Annotated in this window: 16 protein-coding genes and 1 pseudogene; 12 read left to right on the forward strand and 5 right to left on the reverse strand. The window is 60.6% G+C overall.

Features of this window, described 5'->3' with window-relative positions; translation table 11 throughout:
- The first annotated feature begins 96 nt into the window (after window positions 1-96).
- From AC0L2B_RS02885 to AC0L2B_RS02915, 7 genes are all read left to right on the forward strand, one after another.
- Window positions 97-1,269 (forward strand): glycosyltransferase, encoded by a 1,173-nt coding sequence (locus AC0L2B_RS02885; RefSeq protein WP_473744084.1) that lies wholly within the window; start codon window positions 97-99, stop codon window positions 1,267-1,269.
- Window positions 1,266-2,084 (forward strand): WecB/TagA/CpsF family glycosyltransferase, encoded by an 819-nt coding sequence (locus AC0L2B_RS02890; protein ID WP_473744085.1) that lies wholly within the window; start codon window positions 1,266-1,268, stop codon window positions 2,082-2,084. The genes AC0L2B_RS02885 and AC0L2B_RS02890 overlap by 4 nt, the downstream gene beginning before the upstream one ends.
- Window positions 2,081-3,004, forward strand: coding sequence for a DUF6492 family protein (locus tag AC0L2B_RS02895; protein WP_473744086.1), 924 nt, complete (start codon window positions 2,081-2,083; stop codon window positions 3,002-3,004). Before AC0L2B_RS02890 ends, AC0L2B_RS02895 begins: the two co-directional genes overlap by 4 nt.
- Window positions 3,005-3,367: 363 nt before the next feature.
- A complete protein-coding gene (locus tag AC0L2B_RS02900) occupies window positions 3,368-4,918 on the forward strand; it encodes an AbgT family transporter (RefSeq protein ID WP_473744087.1) in 1,551 nt (516 codons plus the stop codon).
- A 51-nt stretch (window positions 4,919-4,969) separates the two neighbouring features.
- Window positions 4,970-6,172: a M20/M25/M40 family metallo-hydrolase gene (locus AC0L2B_RS02905; protein ID WP_473744088.1), complete on the forward strand. Its 1,203-nt coding sequence runs from the start codon at window positions 4,970-4,972 to the stop codon at window positions 6,170-6,172.
- A gap of 46 nt (window positions 6,173-6,218) precedes the next feature.
- Window positions 6,219-8,054: an SLC13 family permease gene (locus AC0L2B_RS02910; protein WP_473744089.1), complete on the forward strand. Its 1,836-nt coding sequence runs from the start codon at window positions 6,219-6,221 to the stop codon at window positions 8,052-8,054.
- Window positions 8,055-8,060: 6 nt separating this feature from the next.
- Entirely contained in the window at window positions 8,061-9,104 is a 1,044-nt protein-coding gene (locus AC0L2B_RS02915) for an AI-2E family transporter (protein ID WP_473744091.1), read from the forward strand.
- A gap of 44 nt (window positions 9,105-9,148) precedes the next feature.
- Here the strand turns inward: AC0L2B_RS02915 and AC0L2B_RS02920 are convergent, their stop codons facing one another.
- Both AC0L2B_RS02920 and AC0L2B_RS02925 read right to left on the reverse strand, forming a co-directional pair.
- Window positions 9,149-9,487 (reverse strand): hypothetical protein, encoded by a 339-nt coding sequence (locus AC0L2B_RS02920; RefSeq protein ID WP_473511379.1) that lies wholly within the window; start codon window positions 9,485-9,487, stop codon window positions 9,149-9,151.
- A gap of 40 nt (window positions 9,488-9,527) precedes the next feature.
- Window positions 9,528-10,043 carry a DUF1269 domain-containing protein gene (locus tag AC0L2B_RS02925; RefSeq protein WP_091595172.1) on the reverse strand — a complete coding sequence of 172 codons (516 nt, stop codon included), beginning with the start codon at window positions 10,041-10,043 and terminating at the stop codon, window positions 9,528-9,530.
- 464 nt (window positions 10,044-10,507) lie between these two features.
- Between AC0L2B_RS02925 and AC0L2B_RS02930 the strand changes: the two genes are divergently transcribed.
- The 4 genes from AC0L2B_RS02930 (at window position 10,508) to AC0L2B_RS02945 (ending at window position 14,860) form a co-directional block, all read left to right on the forward strand.
- The gene (locus tag AC0L2B_RS02930) at window positions 10,508-11,713 is read left to right on the forward strand and encodes a M14 family metallopeptidase (protein WP_473744092.1); all 1,206 of its coding nucleotides are present in this window, start codon (window positions 10,508-10,510) and stop codon (window positions 11,711-11,713) included.
- Between the two features lie 284 nt (window positions 11,714-11,997).
- On the forward strand, window positions 11,998-12,303 hold the full coding sequence (locus AC0L2B_RS02935) for a hypothetical protein (protein ID WP_473744093.1): 306 nt from the start codon (window positions 11,998-12,000) through the stop codon (window positions 12,301-12,303).
- A gap of 110 nt (window positions 12,304-12,413) precedes the next feature.
- Entirely contained in the window at window positions 12,414-14,078 is a 1,665-nt protein-coding gene (locus AC0L2B_RS02940; protein ID WP_473744094.1) for an alpha/beta hydrolase, read from the forward strand.
- A 38-nt stretch (window positions 14,079-14,116) separates the two neighbouring features.
- Window positions 14,117-14,860, forward strand: a complete 744-nt coding sequence (locus AC0L2B_RS02945) for an META domain-containing protein (RefSeq protein WP_473744095.1) — start codon at window positions 14,117-14,119, stop codon at window positions 14,858-14,860.
- A gap of 42 nt (window positions 14,861-14,902) precedes the next feature.
- Here AC0L2B_RS02945 and AC0L2B_RS02950 read toward each other — a convergent pair whose 3' ends face one another.
- A complete protein-coding gene (locus AC0L2B_RS02950) occupies window positions 14,903-15,970 on the reverse strand; it encodes a helix-turn-helix domain-containing protein (protein ID WP_473744096.1) in 1,068 nt (355 codons plus the stop codon).
- A 261-nt stretch (window positions 15,971-16,231) separates the two neighbouring features.
- Between AC0L2B_RS02950 and AC0L2B_RS02955 the strand changes: the two are divergent.
- Window positions 16,232-16,630: pseudogene (locus AC0L2B_RS02955) on the forward strand (DUF6492 family protein); the annotation flags it as partial.
- Between the two features lie 91 nt (window positions 16,631-16,721).
- Here AC0L2B_RS02955 and AC0L2B_RS02960 read toward each other — a convergent pair.
- Window positions 16,722-17,870 (reverse strand): alpha-hydroxy acid oxidase, encoded by a 1,149-nt coding sequence (locus tag AC0L2B_RS02960; RefSeq protein WP_473744097.1) that lies wholly within the window; start codon window positions 17,868-17,870, stop codon window positions 16,722-16,724.
- A gap of 150 nt (window positions 17,871-18,020) precedes the next feature.
- Complete coding sequence (locus AC0L2B_RS02965) at window positions 18,021-18,197, reverse strand: hypothetical protein (RefSeq protein ID WP_473744098.1); 177 nt, start codon at window positions 18,195-18,197, stop codon at window positions 18,021-18,023.
- Window positions 18,198-18,297 lie beyond the last annotated feature (100 nt).

The following is an 18,297-nucleotide window of genomic DNA, read 5'->3' on the forward strand; positions in this document are numbered from 1 at the left end:
CAAGCCCGCAAATCGGCAACGCCGGGCCACCAAATATCTTCACTTAATCAAGGCTTCACCGCGCGTTGTTAGCTGTATCCGCTTAGGATAGGTGAGATGCATCTGCTGTTCGCCACATCGATCGTGCCCGACGGGGCTCTTGCCTCGGGCTACGAGATCGCCAATGCCGCGATCATCGCCGCGTTGCGGCGAGCCGGCGCGCGGGTCACGGTGATCGGCTTCACCTGGCCGGGCAAGCCCGCGAGCGATCCGCAGAACACCATCGTGCTCGGCGCCGTCGATGTGCGCACCGAAACCGCCTCATCGCTGCAAAAGCTCGCCTGGGTTGCAAGGGCGATGCTCTCCGGCCTCACTTTCGCGTCGGTCAAGCTGCGCGTGGTCAACGCCAGCGAGGTCCGCGCCGCCGTCGAACGCGCCGGCCCTTTCGACGGCTACGTCTTGAATTCCGTGCAGTTCGCCGGCGCCTTCGAAAGGCTTTTCGGCGACCGGCCGTCGATCTTCGTCGCCCACAATGTCGAGCATCGTTCGGCGCGTGAGAACGCCGCTGCCGCCGGCGGCCTTTTCCAGCGCCTGCTGTTTCGCCGTGAGGCAAGGCTGCTCAAGACTGTGGAAGAACGGCTCTGCCGCCGGGTACGCTTCGTCTTCACGCTGGCCGATGAAGATCGCTCAGCGCTCGGCGTCGCCTCCGACGACCGTTCGGCGGTGCTGCCGCTGGTGACCTGCGCCGAGCCGCCGGTGCAAAAAACCCCGCGCCGCATCGACTGCGACGCGGCGCTGATCGGCACCTGGACGTGGCAGCCGAACCGCATCGGTCTCGACTGGTTCCTGGAAAAGGTGGTGCCGCATCTCAGGCCCGATTTCCGGGTCAGGATTGCCGGCGGCATGCCGTCGGGCCTCGCGTCCGCGCATCCCGGCGTCGAATTCGTCGGCCGCGTGCCGGACGCGCAGGCATTCGTGCGCAGCGCCGCCGTCATCCCGCTGATCAGCACCTCCGGCAGCGGCGTGCAGCTCAAGACCATCGAAACCTTCGAACTCGGCCTGCCCTCCGTCGCCACCAGCCATTCGCTGCGCGGCATCGACCATCGCCCGGTCAATTGCGTGGTGACCGATGATCCGGTCGCCTTCGCCGGCGCCCTTGAAGCAGCAGTGGCCGATGTCGGGGACGTCGACGGCAGCGCTTTCCACTGCCGGCAGCTGAAGGCGCTCGATGCCGCAATCAGGCTCGGCCTGGAAAAGCTCGGGCCCGTCGGCCAGGAGATGTTTGCATGAATATGCACAACGCCCGCGCCGTTTTCGGGGCCGACAGCTTGAAATCGATCCTGGGCATCCCGGTCCTTGCCATCCGCTGGGACGATGCGGTCGCGCACCTGACCCGGTTGATTGCAGAGCGGCGCTTCACCAAGGTCACCTTTCTCAACGCTCACAACGCCAATGTCGCCTATACGGACCCGGTCGTTGCCGAGGCGCTCGACGATTTTCTCATCCTGCCGGACGGCGTCGGCGTCGATCTGGCGGCGAAACTGCTTTACGGAGCATCGTTTCCGGACAATCTCAACGGCACCGATTTCATCCCTGCCTTCCTGCAGGCGTCCGCCAGGCCGCTGACCGTGGGGCTGCTCGGCGCGACCCGTGTCAACGCCGAGGCGGCGTCGAAGAAGCTGGCAGCGCTCGCGTTGCAGCACCGGTTCGTCGTCATCCATGACGGTTATTTCTCTCCCGCCGAGGAGCCGGCAATTGTCGATCGCATCGCCAGATTGCGGCCGGACGTGCTGCTTGTCGCCATGGGCGTGCCACGCCAGGAATTATGGATCGCGCGCCACATCGACGCGCGCCACTGCACGCTGCCGATCGCCGTCGGCGCGCTGCTCGATTTCCTGAGCGGCACGGTGCCGCGGGCGCCGCTGTGGATGCGTCGGCTCAGGCTCGAATGGCTGTTTCGGTTGTGGATCGAACCGGGCCGTCTCTGGCGCCGCTATGTGGTCGGCAATCCCCTGTTCCTGTGGCGCGTCATCGGCCAGAAATTCTTGCGCAGGCCCGCTCCTGCCAAAACTCGCCCCAAAGCAGGCCCCGGAGCAGATCATTGAACAACCGGTTCGTGCCGAGCCCTGACACGGAGGCCGATTTCCTTCCCCGGGCGCCGACGGCGGCGGTCGTGACGGCAAGCTATGCGCCGGATTTGGAACGCTGCCGCCTGCTGTGCGACACAATCGACCGCTACGTTTCCGGCGTGGCGCACCACTATATTCTTGTCGAGCATCGTGACGTGGCGCTGTTTCGTCAGTTGGAGAACAATCGCCGCACCATCGTCGACGAGCGGGACCTGTTGCCGCGCTGGCTGCATGCCTTCGACGATCCGCTCAGCCTGTTCCGCCGGCGCATCTGGCTCAGCCTGAAGACTAAGCCGCTGCGTGGCTGGCATGTGCAGCAGCTTCGCCGCATCGCGATATCGGCGCATGCCGGCGAAGACGTGCTGGTCTTCTGCGATTCCGACGTGGCGTTCCTAAAACCTTTCGACTGCTGCGCCTTCTGGCGCGATGGCAAGGTGCGGCTGTTCCGCCGCGACGGCGTGCTGTCTGGTGACGGTCATGAGGAGCATCGCATCTGGTCGCGCAATGCCGGTTCGGCGCTTGGCATCGAGCCATCGGAGGTTTCGACCCACGACTACATTTCGACGCTGATTGCCTGGCGCCGCCAAACCGTGACGGCGCTGTGCGCGCGGATCGAGAAGATCCATGGCCGCAACTGGGTCGAAGTCGTCGGTGCGGCGCGCAAATTCTCCGAATGCATGATCTACGGCCGCTATGTCGACGACGTGCTCGATGGCGCCGGCCATTTCCATGACTCGGAGGCGTTCTGCCGCGTCCACTGGACGGGCGAGGCGCTGTCGGATGACGAGTTCCGCCGTTTCGTCGCCGCCATGGCGCCGCAACAGGTGGCGATCGGCATGCAGTCGTTCATTGGCACCGACGTCGGCCGCATCCGCCGCCTGATCGGGTTGGATTAGTGCTGGGTAAAAGCGCGATTACCTCGACCCGCTTCTGCATGACAATGCCGGGACCGAACCCCAAAGTATTTAAGCATTACGGCTGCTCATGGCTCTTCGAGAACCTTGACCGAGACTAGCAATTGCCGCCGCCCTTACACATCCGCTTTAAGTCCAGAGTCTAGGCTGATCGTTCCATTCCTTGTGTTTCATTGTCAGGGCGATCGGGCGTGAAAGACTTACGGGCGATTTCGGGACAGGCGGCCAAGGCTTTGGATTCTGCGCTCATGACTCCTCACAGTAGAGGACTAAGCTCAAAGCCCGTTTGATCTGAGTATTGCCGGGGGGACGCGCTGCGCGGGTCCTGCAGAGAGGAAGGCCGAGATGCCCAACGCGAATGCGGTTCCAAAAACCGCAATGCAAAGATTTCTCGACGCAGTCGAAAGAGTGGGGAACATGGTTCCTCATCCGGTCGTCATTTTCCTGATCCTGATTGCAATCGTCATCGTCTTGTCGGCGCTCCTGAACGCCTTCGGCGCCGCGGTGACGTTCGAACGCATCAATGCGGATACGCATGAGATTGAAACGGCGACCACCGAGATCCGTAGCCTGCTGAGCATTGAAGGCATACGCTTTCTGTATGCCTCGCTCATTCCCAACTTCATGAGCTTCACTGCGGTCGGGCTGATGATCGCAGCAATGGTCGGCGCCGGCGTGGCGGAGGAATCCGGCCTGGTCACCGCGCTGATCCGAAAGCTCGTAGTCGTGTCACCGGCCTGGGCCCTGACCTATATCCTCGCCTTCGTCGGCATCATCGCCAGCGTTGCCGCCGACGCGGGTTATCTGGTCCTGATTCCGCTGGCCGGTATCGCTTATCTCGCAGTCGGGCGTCACCCGCTTGCCGGTCTCGCCCTGGGTTTCGCCGCTGTGGCAGGTGCCTTTACAGTCAATATGCTCATCAAGCCGCTTGATGCAGTGTTGGTCGAATTCACGAACGATGCGGCGCATCTCGTCGACCCCAACAGATCGATCGGCTTGGCCTCGAATGTCTGGTTCTCCATAGCATCCGTGCTGTTTCTGACAGTGATCATCGCGTTCATCTCCGACCGCATGATCGAACCGCGGCTCGGGGTTTACAAGCCCGAGAAGTCCGGGGATGGAACGGTTCCCGATCAGAGTGCGGGACTGTCCGAAAGAGAATCCCGCGGATTGCGCTATGCCTTATACGGGCTGATCGGCCTGATCGTCGTCTTTTGTTTCCTGACACTGCCGTCTTGGGCGCCTCTGCGAAACCCCGAAACCGGCGAGCTGATCGGCAACTCGCCCTTCATGAACGGCCTGATCGCGCTGATCATGCTGATCTTCCTGGTGACCGGCTGGTCGTACGGCATCGGAGCCGGCACGCTGCGCACCCTGACCGAGGTCATCGGCGCGATTGAAAAGTCGATCAAGAACCTGGGCGGGACGATCTTTCTGTTCTTCGTGCTCAGCCAGTTCGTCGCTTACTTTACCTACACCAACATGGGAACGGTGATGGCGTTGAGCCTGTCGGGTGCGCTGCAAGCTGCAAACATAGGCGCACTGCCCCTTCTGCTCGGCTTCATCCTCGTGGTCGCGATCATCGATCTGCTGTTGACTGGAGCAATCGCGAAATGGGCGATCTTCGCTCCGGTCTTCGTACCTTTGCTGATGAAACTAGGCGTCGAGCCGGAAGCTGTTTTGGCGGCTTATCGTGTCGGTGATTCACCGATGAACGCGATAACCCCGCTCAATGCCTATTTTGCTCTCGTAGTTGGATTTTCCCAAAAATACGACAAATCCGCAGGCGTTGGCACGATCGTATCGCTGATGCTTCCCTACGTCCTGTGGATGTACGTCCTGTGGACGGCACTCTTCGCGGGCTGGCAGGCGTTGGGCCTCCCATGGGGCCTGTAAAGGCTGATCCAGCACGATGCGAAACAGCACTCAAACCGTGGACGAGGTAACATGAGCGAAGTACCGATTCCCATCGATGTCGCTGCCGCCGAAGAGCACCTGATGCGGTTCCTTTCGATCGAAGGTGTGACCGGATACGAGGCCAATATCGCGGCGGCTGTCAGTGACGCACTGAAGGCCGTTGGCGTGTCAGCTTCGGCAATCCGCTTCGATGACGCCAATACCCGCATTGCGTTGCCAACCGAAACCGGCAATCTGATCGTAGATCTGCCTGGAACGCGCAGCGCACCAAGGCTGCTTTTCTCCACCCATCTTGACACAGTTCCGCTGTGCGCCGGGGCGAAGCCCCGAAGGGAAGGCGATCGCATCGTCTCCGACGGCACAACAGCTCTCGGAGGCGACGCTCGTACCGGTGTGGCGCTTCTGGTTGTGCTTGCCGAAACGCTCATCAGGCACAAGCTGCCGCATCCGCCGATCACGCTGCTTTTCACGGTACGGGAAGAGAGCGGCCTTCACGGGGCGCGCGAGTTGAACCCCGCCGATCTCGGTGGCCCGGTCATGTGCATCAATGTCGATGGGCAACTCGCCTCCGATCTGATCATCGGCGCGGTCGGACAGGAAAACTGGGAAGTCGAGATCAAGGGCCGCGCGTCCCACGCTGGCGTGGCGCCCGAAAAGGGCATATCGGCGACGCTGGTAGGAGCGATCGCCTTGACTGAGGCGCGGCAGGCAGGCTGGTTCGGCAAGGTTGTGAAACCCGACGGCCGGGGAACCAGCAATGTCGGCATTTTCGGCGGGAGGGATGGAAAGCCTGCGGGCGATGCAACCAATGTCGTCACCGACTACGCATCCATCAAGGGAGAGGCTCGCAGCCCCGAGGCAGCTTTCGCAACGAAGATCGCCAAGGGTTACGCAGACGCCTTCGGCAAGGCGAAGGGGCAGGTCAGAGATCATGAGGGCCAGACGGCAGAAGTAACGTTCAGCCACCAGACCTCCTACCCTCCTTTCAAACTCGCAGAGGACAGCCCGGTCGTGACGCGCGCCATCAAGGCGTTGAAGATGCTGGGCATCGAGGCCCGCTGTCTCTTCTCCAATGGCGGGCTGGATGCAAATTGGCTCGACAAACATGGCATCCCTACCATCACCATCGGTGCGGGCCAGGCCGAGATCCATACCATCAAGGAATATGTGAACCTTGCCGAATACGAGAAGGGCTGCCGCCTGGGCGTACTCATGGCGACACTGGAAGAGTAGCAGTCATGCCGCGGGTCGGCCGTAGGGCCGGCGAGGAACCAAGCGATTGAGCCCCATAGCGTACACTGCCACCATCATCGCAGCCGTCGTCGTCCTGTTCGTCTGGAACCGGTTGCCAGTCGTCGTTGTCGCGATGGCGACGGCCACCGCGTTGTGGGCAACCGGCGTCCTGACGATTGATCAGGCGCTCGGCGGCTTCGGTGATCCCGCGGTGATCTTCATAGCCTCCCTCTTCATCGTCAGCGCCGGCCTCGACGTGACGGGCGTCACCGCATGGGCCGGGCAACTTCTGATCCGTGGCGCAGGCGAAGAGAGCCGCGCCCGCCTGCTGATGCTGACGATGAGTATGGTCGCGCTCCTTACGGCGCTGATCAGTGTCAATGGCGCCGTGGCTGCACTCCTGCCAGTGGTGGTCGTCATCGCCGTCCGCCTGAAGCGAAATTCGGCCCAGTTGCTCCTGCCTCTCGTTTTTTCCGCGCATGCCGGCTCAAAGTTGGCTCTGACGGGATCGCCAGTGAACGTGTTGGTGTCGAACGCGGGCAGCGACGCCGGCGTGGGCAGCTTCGGCTTCTTCGAATTCGCGCTTGTAGGCTTGCCGCTGCTGGCAGGAACGATGGCCATCATCATAGTGTTCGGAAAACGGCTGTTGCCCGAACGCAACGGCGCGACCATGCCTGCCGACTTCAGCCGCCATGCGAAGACGCTCGTCGAGCAATACGGCCTTGCCAGCGGCGTCTACCAAATGCGCGTGCGCGCAAGTTCGCCGTTTATCGGCATGCCCGCGTCTGCGATCGAGTTGGGCACCTATCCCGACCTGCAAGTCGTCGCCGTTCAGGAGGGTGAAACGGCCAGCCCGCTTCGCAGACCTGTTATCGCCGAGGGGGATCACCTGCTGCTGCGGGGCGACGCCGAGTCGGCCGCTGCGTTCGCTGCCGATAAACACCTCGCATTTAGCGAGTCGGCGGCGCCAGGGCAGGGAGAGGAGACGCTGTTCAACCGCAGCTCGGGCCTCGCCGAGGTGGTGATCCCGCCACGCTCCGGCCTTATTGGCCAGAACGTTTTCCCGGGCATGGTCACCGAGAGCGGCGACCTGATCGTCCTTGCCGTGCAGCGCGCCGGCGCGGAGGTGGTCGCCACCAACGCAACACGAGATGCAGGAGGTATCGTGTTGCAGGCTGGGGACACGATGCTCCTGCAGGGAACGTGGAAAGCTCTCGACCACCGCCTCAAGGATCCGGATGTCCTGGTCGTCAATTCGCCCGAACTGGTGCGTCGTCAGGCGGTGCCGATGGGGCCGGGGGCCCGCCAGGCCGTTGCCATTCTGATCGCGATGGTCGTGCTCCTCGCCACGGGCATCACCCCGCCGGCGGTAGCCGGCCTGCTCGCCGCCGGAGCGATCGTCCTGTCGGGGATCATGAGTGTCGAGCAGTCCTACCGAGCCATCGATTGGACGACCGTGATCCTTGTCGGCGCGATGATGCCGCTGTCCACCGCCATGGTCGAGACGGGCGCCGCGAAACTGATGGCAGAGCATCTGGTGTCGCTGGTCGGCGACGCCGGTCCCATTGCCCTGCTCGCCGGCCTGTTCGTGCTGACTGCCATAATGGGGCAGCTCATCAGCAACACCGCGACCGCTCTCATCGTCATCCCGATCGGCGTTGCAGCCGCGCTAACCATGGGTATTTCGCCCCGTCCCGTGCTCATGAGCACCGCCGTGGCGGCGGCCGCAGCATTCCTGACGCCGATCGCAACCCCCACGAACCTGATGGTCATGGGTCCCGGCGGTTACGCTTTCGGTGACTACTGGAAGCTTGGTCTACCGCTGATGCTCTGGTTCTTTGTCGTGGCCGTGCTCATAGTGCCGATGATCTGGAGCTTCTGAATTGCCATGAATGCCCGCTGGGTTCCGGTTCTGCTGGGCATCATCTGCGCAATTCTCCTGCTGGCCGCGCTCTATTTCGCCGACGCGATCATTGCGCCGGTCGCCTGCGCCCTCTTTATCATCGCGATCGTCTGGCCGGTTCAGAAACGGCTGCAGGCACGCCTGCCGCAGCTTCTGGCGCTCGCCATTGTTGTAACGCTCGTCATGCTGGTCTTCATCGTGTTCGCGTCCGTCGTGGCCTGGGGTTTCGGTCGGATCGGCAGATCCGTCATCGCCGAGACGCCGCGGCTTCAAGCGCTCTACGAACAGGCGACAGCCTGGCTGGAGACGCACGGGATCGCCGTTGCCGGCCTATGGGCGGAGCATTTCAATGTGCGCTGGGCTGTGGCGGCGATGCAGGGCCTGTCAGCACGGCTGAACACGACGATCTCGTTCTGGATCGTGGTACTGATCTACGTGCTGCTCGGCCTGCTCGAGGTCGGCCCGCTGTCGCGTAAAATCCCCAGCATCTTCAGCGGCGAGGCTGCGCGCATCCTGATCGTCGGCGGCGAACGCGCAGCCGCCAAGCTGCGCCGGTACCTGGTGATCCGAACGATCATGAGCATTGCAACGGGTGGCATGATCTACGTGTTTACCCTGGCGCTTGGCCTGCAGCTTGCCACGGAGTGGGGCGTCATCGCCTTCACTTTGAATTTCATCCCCTTCGTCGGCCCGTTCGTCGCAACGCTGCTGCCGACCTTCTACGCGCTGGCCCAGTTCGAATCCCTGTATTCCGCACTTTTCGTCTTTGCCTGCCTCAATCTCATCCAGTTCGCGATCGGCAGTTATGTAGAGCCGCGTTTAGCCGGCAAGGCGTTGGCGCTGTCGCCCTTTCTCGTGCTGTTTTCTGTCTTCCTTTGGATGTTCCTCTGGGGCCTGTTCGGCGCCTTCATCGGGGTCCCGATAGCAATTGCAGTGCTGACCTTCTGCGCCCAGTCTCCGTCGGCCAGGTGGCTCGCTCAGTTGTTAGGCGCCCCTGACGATGAGGTGGCAAGCGCCCAAGGTAGATAGGGAACATGTGGATAGGGAACAGTAAGAGCAGCCAGCCCCGGAAATTAACCTTTCACGCGGGCTCGGATTAGACCGAGAACAGTCATCAGAACGACGCCACCGAGCAGGCCCGATACGCCGACCCCGATCAGGACGGCAGGGGTAAGCCCGCCCAGCCCGCGCATGACGGAATCGGCGGCGTTTTCAGCGTGCCCAACCAAGTGGCCAATGCCGGGAATCTGCGCAGCTACGAAGGTCAACGCAAAACCTCCGGCCATGCCGGCCAGAACGGCTGCGATCTTGGTAAGTTCAACGCTGGGCCACCACCACCGCACAGCGAGTGCCCCCGCCGCGCCGCAGAGCATCTCGATGGCGATGGCTATGACAGTTTCGGTCGGGGACAACAGTCACTTTCTCCAGCACGAACGGGAGCGGCGATGCCGCCTACGCCGACGGCGCCGAACCGGCTTCTGCGGAATGGCGCTTGAGGGCGTCGCGCAGAACCTGCTCCTTGGTCTCGTCGAGCGAGGTCTTGAGGACGATTCCACCGAAGCCCTGGATCTGCTTCAGAACCTTGTCTTCGGTCATCTCCTGGATCAGCAGGAAGAGCGCGGCATTGCCTGGCACGATGCTTGCCGACAGATCTTTCATGAAGGCATCATTGATGCCGACATCGGTCAACGCGCCCCCAAGCGCACCCGAAGCCGTGCCAACCGCCACGCCTATAAGCGGATTGAGGAATAAAATCCCGATGAGCAATCCCCAGAAGCTGCCGGAAACGGCGCCGGTAGCCGTGGTGTTCATAAGCTGGTTCAGCTTGACCTTTCCCGCCTCGGTCTTGGTGGCGATGACAGCGTCGCCAAGCTTGATCACATATTCCTTCTGTAGACCGAGCAGGGTTTGGCGGACTTCTTCAGCCTTCGCCTCGGTGGGATAAACAATGACGATGAGGGTTGACATGGAGGCTCCTGTCGACGGCAGCCATTAGGGCTGCGTAGGGGGTGCCGTATTTTAGGGCGTCCAGCACCTGAAGAAATCGGCATCGAGTCCTGCTTATGTGCCCCATGTCTCTTTTTCGCAGCGCCGGGGCATCGATTGACTGATGTCAAATCCGTTTCCAGTCTTGCCACAGCCTGAGGCAACTAACTTGGCCTCACGCTTCATCATGCCGGCGTCGCTGGCGAAATCGGGCGATAGGCCGAGGGAATAGGAGCGCTTTGGAGAATATCGTCCGATGTAGGACGAGAGGCACAGTTTTGGAATTCTGGGCCAATGGCAAGGCGGCCAGAAGACGCTATCGTCAACAACGGAAGCGGAAGCATCCTAAGCTGTAGTCACGGTCCATCTGATGATCTCCGAGCGTTCCTTTCTCCATCAATGACCGCTCAAGCCGAAGCGACCTTGATACACACAAGGACTTGATCATGTCGGACCTATCCAAAAAAGGCCTCGACCGTCGCGATCTGATAATAGCATCCATCGCGACGGTTGGCGCGGCGGCCGCCCTCGCGGCCAACGCTGGCTCTGCAACCGCCCAGGACGTAGCGGCTCCCTCTGCCGACGCCGCATCCGGTGGGTCTCAGGGAACGGTCTATACCGGCGAAGTGATCCAGGGGAAAAAGGTCGTCAGTGCGCTCGACGTCAGCGACCTGGAAGCCGGGCAGAAGCACCTCTTGTACTTTCAGGGCGTGCAGATGCCCACCGGACAGTATTGGTATGTGTCCGTGGCGGTCGCCAAGGGGGCAAAGCCGGGCAAGCGCGTCGTTCTGACCAGCGGTGTGCATGGCGACGAGATGAGTTCCGTGCATACGGTCCTGACCGTGATGAACCAGCTCGATCCGGCGGAAATGTCGGGCACGGTGATGGCGGTCACCGACATCGCCCGCCCGGCTATGGAGGGCATGCAGCGCAGATGGCCCAATTCGGGCAGGGGCGCCGGCCTGATCGACATGAACCGGGAATGGCCCGGGAACGAGAACGGCTTCACCGCGCCCAGCCGGCACGCCGGACTGCTGTTCAACCGGCTGCTGCGGCCGAACGCCGACGCGGCGATCGACTTCCATACTGGGACAAGCGGATTCGAAGTCACCGCATTCAATATTGCAAGCATGGATGTGCCCGAGATACGGTCGATGGTGGAACTCTACCCGGTCGGCCAGATCTTCGACAATCATACATATCCCGGTGTCCTGCATAACGCGTTTGTCGACGCGGGTATCCCGTCTTTTTGCCCGGAGGTCGGCGCTGCGCGCGTCCTCGATCTCGAGATGATCCCCCTGTTCGTGGAGGGCACAATGAATGTCCTCAAGCATCACGGCATCCTGGCCGGCCCAATGGGACGAACAGGCAAGGACGTGGGTGTTTTCTTAGGCAACAGCGCGGTTCCGGTCGTGGCAACCCAGGGCGGGTTTATCGAGCATCTGGTCAAGCTCAACGACAAGGTCGAAGCCGGACAAAAGGTGGCCATCCAACGCAACAGCTTCGGCGAAGTGGTCGCGGAATATACAAGCAGCGTTAATGGAGAGATTGCGGGCCAGCGCAGCGAAGTACCGTCCGAGCCTGGCGACCCCTTGGCATTCATCCTTTTCAACAAGACGGGGCCGGATGGCGGTGAAACTTACCCAGAGTGAGTACGCCACGACAGCGCCGAGAAAGGCGCCAGCTCCGGCTCCGGCTCCTGCGTCCGGTTCCTGCCCCCTTTTCGGTGGCGCCAAGGACGGCAACACGCGGACAGGAGGCAAGTTTTTTGTTTTCTACTCATCTCGATCTTAGCTTCGATGGAGAGAGGTCATGAGCACAGAGTCCTGAGTTTTGTCTGGTTGTCCCTAAATTATGGACCGGCACCGTCTTTGCCTTGACAAGGCAGCCGAGGACGAATTGTTCTCGAAGAGCCCGTCGATACGGAGGAAGTCTTATGCGTCGTCTTTTGTTCGCTTGCTTTGGTTTAGCTCTCAGCTTCGTTGTCCCTGCAGCGTCGCCAACGCCCGCCCATGCAGTCACGATAAACATCAATATCGGCACCAGCCTCAATAATGGCCGTGCCATCACTTGTCGTGATGGCGAGCGAATCTTGCGCAATCGCGGATTCAGAGACATTCGACGTGTCGATTGCCGCGGGCGGTTCTTCGTCTATCGCGCCAGGCGCGGCGCAAGCCGTTTCGAAATTGCAGTGAGTGCGAACAATGGCCGCGTCGTCGATCTGCGTCGCCTTAGAAGATAATGGTTTGGGCTATCTTCCAGGGTCTGGATTCCGTTAGACTCAGCCTAAGGACTCGATCGTTACGCCGTCCTTGCAAGTTTGCTGTCCGTTAAACGCTGAGGACCAATGGGTTGCGCGCGATCCTGACCAAGCTCGCACACTCATTCCTCGCGACAGGGATACTGGTAGCGACCCTTGCGTTCGCGGTCTCTCTTACGCCCAGCCTTATACCACGATCCTATCTGGTCCAGGGTGTGCTTTCGGGACTTTCAGCTGCTCTCGGATACGGCATCGGCTTCGTCGCTTATTCGCTGTGGACCTATCTGGAATTGCCGCAGCTACGGGACCGAACCCTGAAGGCGATGAGAATTGCAGTCGCGGGCACGTGCGTTGTGATTGCCGCCGTGTTCCTTTGGAGAACTCTGGAATGGCAGAATTCGATCCGCGTTTTGATGGATCTCGCTCCGCTGGACACCGCGAGTCCGCTCAAGACAGGGATTGTCGCTGTCGTCGTATTTGCGACACTCATGTTGTTGGCACGCCTCTTCAGGCACACCTTCCTGGTGTTCTCCGGCTGGCTCGGACGCTTCGTCCCGAGGCGGGTCTCTCACCTTGTCGGCGGCCTGCTGGCGGTCGCGCTGTTCTGGTCGGTCGTCGAGGGACTGGTCTTCAGCCTGACGCTTAGAATCCTGGATTCTTCGTTCAAGCAGATGGATGCTCTCATCGAAGATGACCTCAGCAGGCCCGCGCAATCGATCAAGACCGGAAGCGCGGCTTCTTTGCTGTCATGGGAAGAACTCGGCAGGCAGGGCCGCAGGTTTGTCAGTTCCGGTCCAACGGCGGCAGAGATAACCACTTTCTTCGGGGAAGGGGCTGTGGACCCTATTCGGGTGTATGTCGGAATGGGTTCGGCCGACACTGCGGATGAACGCGCGAAGCTGGCCTTGCAGGAATTGAAACGCACCGGCGCGTTCGAGAGATCCATACTGATCATCATCGTGCCGACTGGTACCGGCATGATTGATCCGGCTGCGCTGGACCCGGTTGAATATCTTCACAGGGGCAATGTCGCGAGCGTCGCAATGCAATACTCTTACCTCGCCAGCTGGTTATCCCTCCTGGTCGAGCCGGACTACGGCGCGGAGGCCGGCGACGCGCTGTTCCAAGAGGTCTACACCTACTGGTCTTCGCTTCCACGCGACGCCCGCCCGAAACTCTACTTGCACGGCCTAAGCCTCGGCGCGATGAACTCTGAACAGTCGGCGAACCTTTACGATGTCGTCGCAGATCCGTTTCAAGGCGCCTTGTGGAGCGGGCCACCTTTCGCAAGCCGCACCTGGCGATCCGTTACCGACGGCCGCAATTCCGGATCGCCCGAATGGCTCCCCCGCTTTCGCAACAGCTCGATCTTCCGGTTCACCAATCAGAACGATGCCTTGGACATTCCAGACGCGGAGTGGGGACCGATCCGGATAGTCTACCTTCAATACGCCAGCGATCCGATAACCTTCTTCGACGTCGCCACGCTTTATCGAGAACCCGATTGGATGAAAGAGCCGCGCGGACCCGACGTATCGGAGCAGGTTCGCTGGTATCCGCTTATCACGATGCTGCAACTGACGGTCGATATGGCAATAGCAACGACGTCTCCAATGGGCTACGGCCATGTCTTTGCACCGCAGCACTATATCGATGCGTGGCTGGCCGTAACCGATCCGCCGAGCATTACACCTGAAGACGTTGCTCGGCTGAAGGTCCTTTTCATCACGCGCGGGACGACGCCTGTCAGCGGATAAATCAGTTTTGTCATTGTTACAAAAGTAGGAGAAACGCCGTGAAGCTGCTGTCAGCCCTTGTTGCCGCAGCCATGTGCTGCCTGGCGTCGCATGGCGCGTATGCTACGGATGTGAAACTGTCCGGCAGCGCCTTCTACCGGGAGCGGATTGCGCTACCCTCAGATGCCATTCTCCTTGTGGAATTCATAGATCTGGCCAAGCCAAAAACCGCCCTGGCCGCAACTACGGTGGCGCCGGCCGGACAAGTTCCCATTGCCTTTGGCCTGGTTGTCGATTCAAGCAAACTCTCGAACGGAGGGGCCTATGCGATACAGGCCCGCATTGAGGTCGGCGGCTCCGCCTGGTTCGCCAGTGCCGAGCCGACCCCGTTTGATCTGGCGAGAGCGGGAGAATTGTTTTCAATCCTCCTCGTTCAGGCAGGCAGTAAGGATGCAGAGGAGGCTTCCGGCGTCTCGCTGGCAGGTACCGAATGGAGGGTTTTAGAGCTGGAGGGCAAGAAGGCCGATACGAACGTGACGTCGACGCTTATTTTTGATGCTGATGGCGCGGTGAGCGGCAATGGTGGCTGCAACGCTTTTCGCGGCAACGTCGACATGGAAGGTACGACAATGAAATTTGGCCAGCTGGCATCGACAATGATGGCCTGCGAAGATGCCAAGTCCGTTCAAGAGGCGGTCTTCCACGCAGCGCTTTCGCAAACTGCGGCGTATTTTGTACAGGATGGAAATCTGATGCTCGTCGATGCTGCAGGTAAGACCGTCGCTCGCCTGGGAGCGCCGTGAGGCGGCTAAGCTGACGTTAGCGCGGACTCGTGCTCGGTCCGGTCAGGTTCCATCGACAGTGCGGAGTAGCTGGTAAAGCGTTTGCGGCCCTTCGTGTCGTGCCTGGCATTGCTGCGCCACGACGAAGCCATCGCTCGCCCAACCTATATCCCGTGCTTCCTTCGGTGAAATGCCGAATTCGTGCCTGAACGTTCGACTGTAACTGGAAGCATCGACGAAGCCCCATTGCTCGGCGATCCGGGATATGGACCGCGTATCGCCAATGTCTGAGAGCGCGTCCCGCGTTCGCAGTAGCCGCTGCTTGCGAATGTAAGAAGCTACTCCCCCGAGCGGCTCGAAAATTCGGTATAGCCGGGAGCGGGACACGCCAAGTTCCGCGCACAGCGTTTGGGATGTCAGTTGGTGATCCACAAGTCTGCCGTCAATCATCCGTCGCGCTCGGCCTAGAAATGTCGCGTCGATTGGGGTTTGTGCTTCTCTCAAGCGATCCTGGGAGGGCGCGAGACATACGGCCACAAGGCTTCGTGTTGCCTCGACGACGTATGGTATCTCCGGCGACTGCAAATCCGCCAGCGACCGGTTGAGAAGAAGCAGGTAGTCTGCCAGCAGCTTACCGAGCCCTCCTTCGAACTTGGCATCCAACATTCGATGGAGCCCGGCAGTCGAGGTAAACAGATCGTTTGGGATGAAGAGCGTAAGGACCCCGTCGTGATTGATTTGTCTATCGAACGGGCTGGCCAGGCAGTGCAGCTCAGGCACAGCTTTCTCGCCTTTATGCCACTCACCCGGCAAGCAAAACGGCAGGGTGACATACCAATGGTCAAGAACGGCATTTTTCAGATGCTTCTGGCGATGAGCATGATTTTCGCCTGGAAGCTCAGTTCGCATAAAAGCGAGTCTATCCAGGTTCCACACCGTTTGGCGGGCCGGAAAGGATTGAGGACAATCCCGCACGGCTGACAAGTCCATCACGCCTCGATTGGCGAAACGGAAAGCCGGAAATTGCTCGTGAGGTTGAAAGCTAAAGGTTGAAAAATCAAGAGAATGCGTAAATTTCGCATTCTTACTTTCGTGCTCTTCGAGCGATTGGAGCGCGGAGTCTTGATACATTAGATGACTCTAAATTACCGTTGCTCCGCGTAATGTCCAAACAAACATCACCTTCTTTGTACCATATCGTACCACGCACAAGCCTCAAAGACAAAATTGACAGAGCGTGTCAGCAATTGTCCTTGAATTGGGCCTGATGGCTCGATGCTTGCGAAACGGCCAATCTTCTGAAAAAAACGAATCTAGCAGTTTCGGCGTCGGAAAATGCTGCAGGGATTCATGCGAAAGCTTTTCATGCGTGATCTGCACGGAGCGCGGAGGTCGCGCAATGCCGGTTCGGCGCTTGGCATCGAGCCATCGGAGGTTTCGACCCACGACTACATTTCGACGCTGATTGCCTGGCGCCGCCAAACCGTGACGGCGCTGTGCGCGCGGATCGAGAAGATCCATGGCCGCAACTGGGTCGAAGTCGTCGGTGCGGCGCGCAAATTCTCCGAATGCATGATCTACGGCCGCTATGTCGACGACGTGCTCGATGGCGCCGGCCATTTCCATGACTCGGAGGCGTTCTGCCGCGTCCACTGGACGGGCGAGGCGCTGTCGGATGACGAGTTCCGCCGTTTCGTCGCCGCCATGGCGCCGCAACAGGTGGCCATCGGCATGCAGTCGTTTATCGGCACCGATGTCGGCCGCATCCGCCGCCTGATCGGGCTCGATTAGTCCGAGGATAAAAACTCATCGCCCTTTAACGACCGGGCTTAGGCCCCCGACCTTCCTGGCAGGAGGTCATGAAAGGGTGGGAAGTCGCCTGTTACTGGCGGAAGCGCAGGTTCCGTCGCGTGAGTTCGTTGACCGAGGTGCAGCCCATCAGCTTCATGCCACGCTCAATCTCGATGTGCATCAATTCCAGTGCGCGTTCGACGCCGGCCTGTCCGGCGGCCGCCAGTGGGAAAAGGTAGTAGCGGCCCAATCCGACGGCCTTTGCGCCCAGCGACAGGGCCTTGAGAACGTGGGTGCCGCGCTGCACGCCACCATCCATCATCACATCGATTCTGTCTCCCACCGCATCGACGATCTCGGCAAGCTGGTCGAACGCGGTACGCGAGCCGTCGAGTTGGCGACCGCCGTGATTGGAGAGGACAATTCCGCTGCAACCAATCTCGACCGCACGCCTGGCATCCTCGACCGACATGATGCCTTTCAGGCAGAACTGTCCGCCCCAGTGCTGCACCATCTCGGCAACGTCGCCCCACGACATGGAGGGGTCCAACATCTCCGTGAAGTAGCGGCTGATCGACATCGCGCCGCCGCCCATGTCGACATGGCCTTCGAGCTGTGGCAGCCGGAACCGCTCATGCATATAGTAGTTGATCGCCCATGACGGTTTGACCGCGAACTGCGCGATGCCAGCGAGATTGAGCTTGAAGGGGATGGCGAACCCCGTTCTCTTGTCACGCTCGCGGTTGCCGCCGGTGATGCTGTCCACCGTCAGCATCATCACCTCTACTCCCGCCTGCTTGGCCCGGGCCATCATCTCGCGGTTCAATCCGCGGTCCTTGTGGAAGTAGAATTGGTAGACTTGCGGCCCATTGCTGATCTGGCGCGCCTCTTCGAGGCTGACGGTGCCGAGCGAGGAGACGCCGAACATCGTGCCATATTTCGCCGCCGCTGCCGCCACCGCACGTTCGCCCTGATGGTGGAACAGGCGCTGGAGCGCTGTTGGCGAGCAGTAGGCCGGCATCGCTAGCTTCTGGCCCATGACGGTCACCGACATGTCCACATTGGTCACGCCGCGCAGAACATTCGGCACCAGGTCGCAGTCATCGAAGGCAGCCCTGTTGCGCCGATAAGTGACTTCGTCATCGGCCGCACCGTCAATGTAGTTGAAGATCGGTCGGGGAAGGCGCTGTTTGGCCATGCTGCGGAAGTCATGGAAGTTGTGGCAATTCCTCAGACGCATCTCATCACTCCGTTGGCCCGGCTCATCTGCCCGATAGCACACTGCTGCGCGATGCCTAACTGACGCGGGCTGAACGATAAACGGCCGCAACGAACTGGTAGCAGTCGTGGCGCGAACCTTGCTCTGGAGAAGCGGCGGCAAGGCTCGCCGCTACCCGACACCCGGCATTTTTCGAGTGAACGACCAGTCTCGGGCGACAACCTCGATGGTCTCATCTCGAAAATAGAACAAGAAATGCCGTGATGTCGGACTGTCCGACGACAGAACCCCCCAATCGGGCTCGTCGACTGCCCCGCCGTCGCCGATCACTTCGTAGAACTCCCCCATTTTAGAGCTTGATTGCTATAACGGCCTTCACCTGTAAACCACGCGTGATCATTTGTGGCGTCCCGTCGCCAGCGACTACTGCCAACGAATCGAAGTGTCC

This window comes from Mesorhizobium sp. WSM4815 (genome assembly GCF_055811575.1).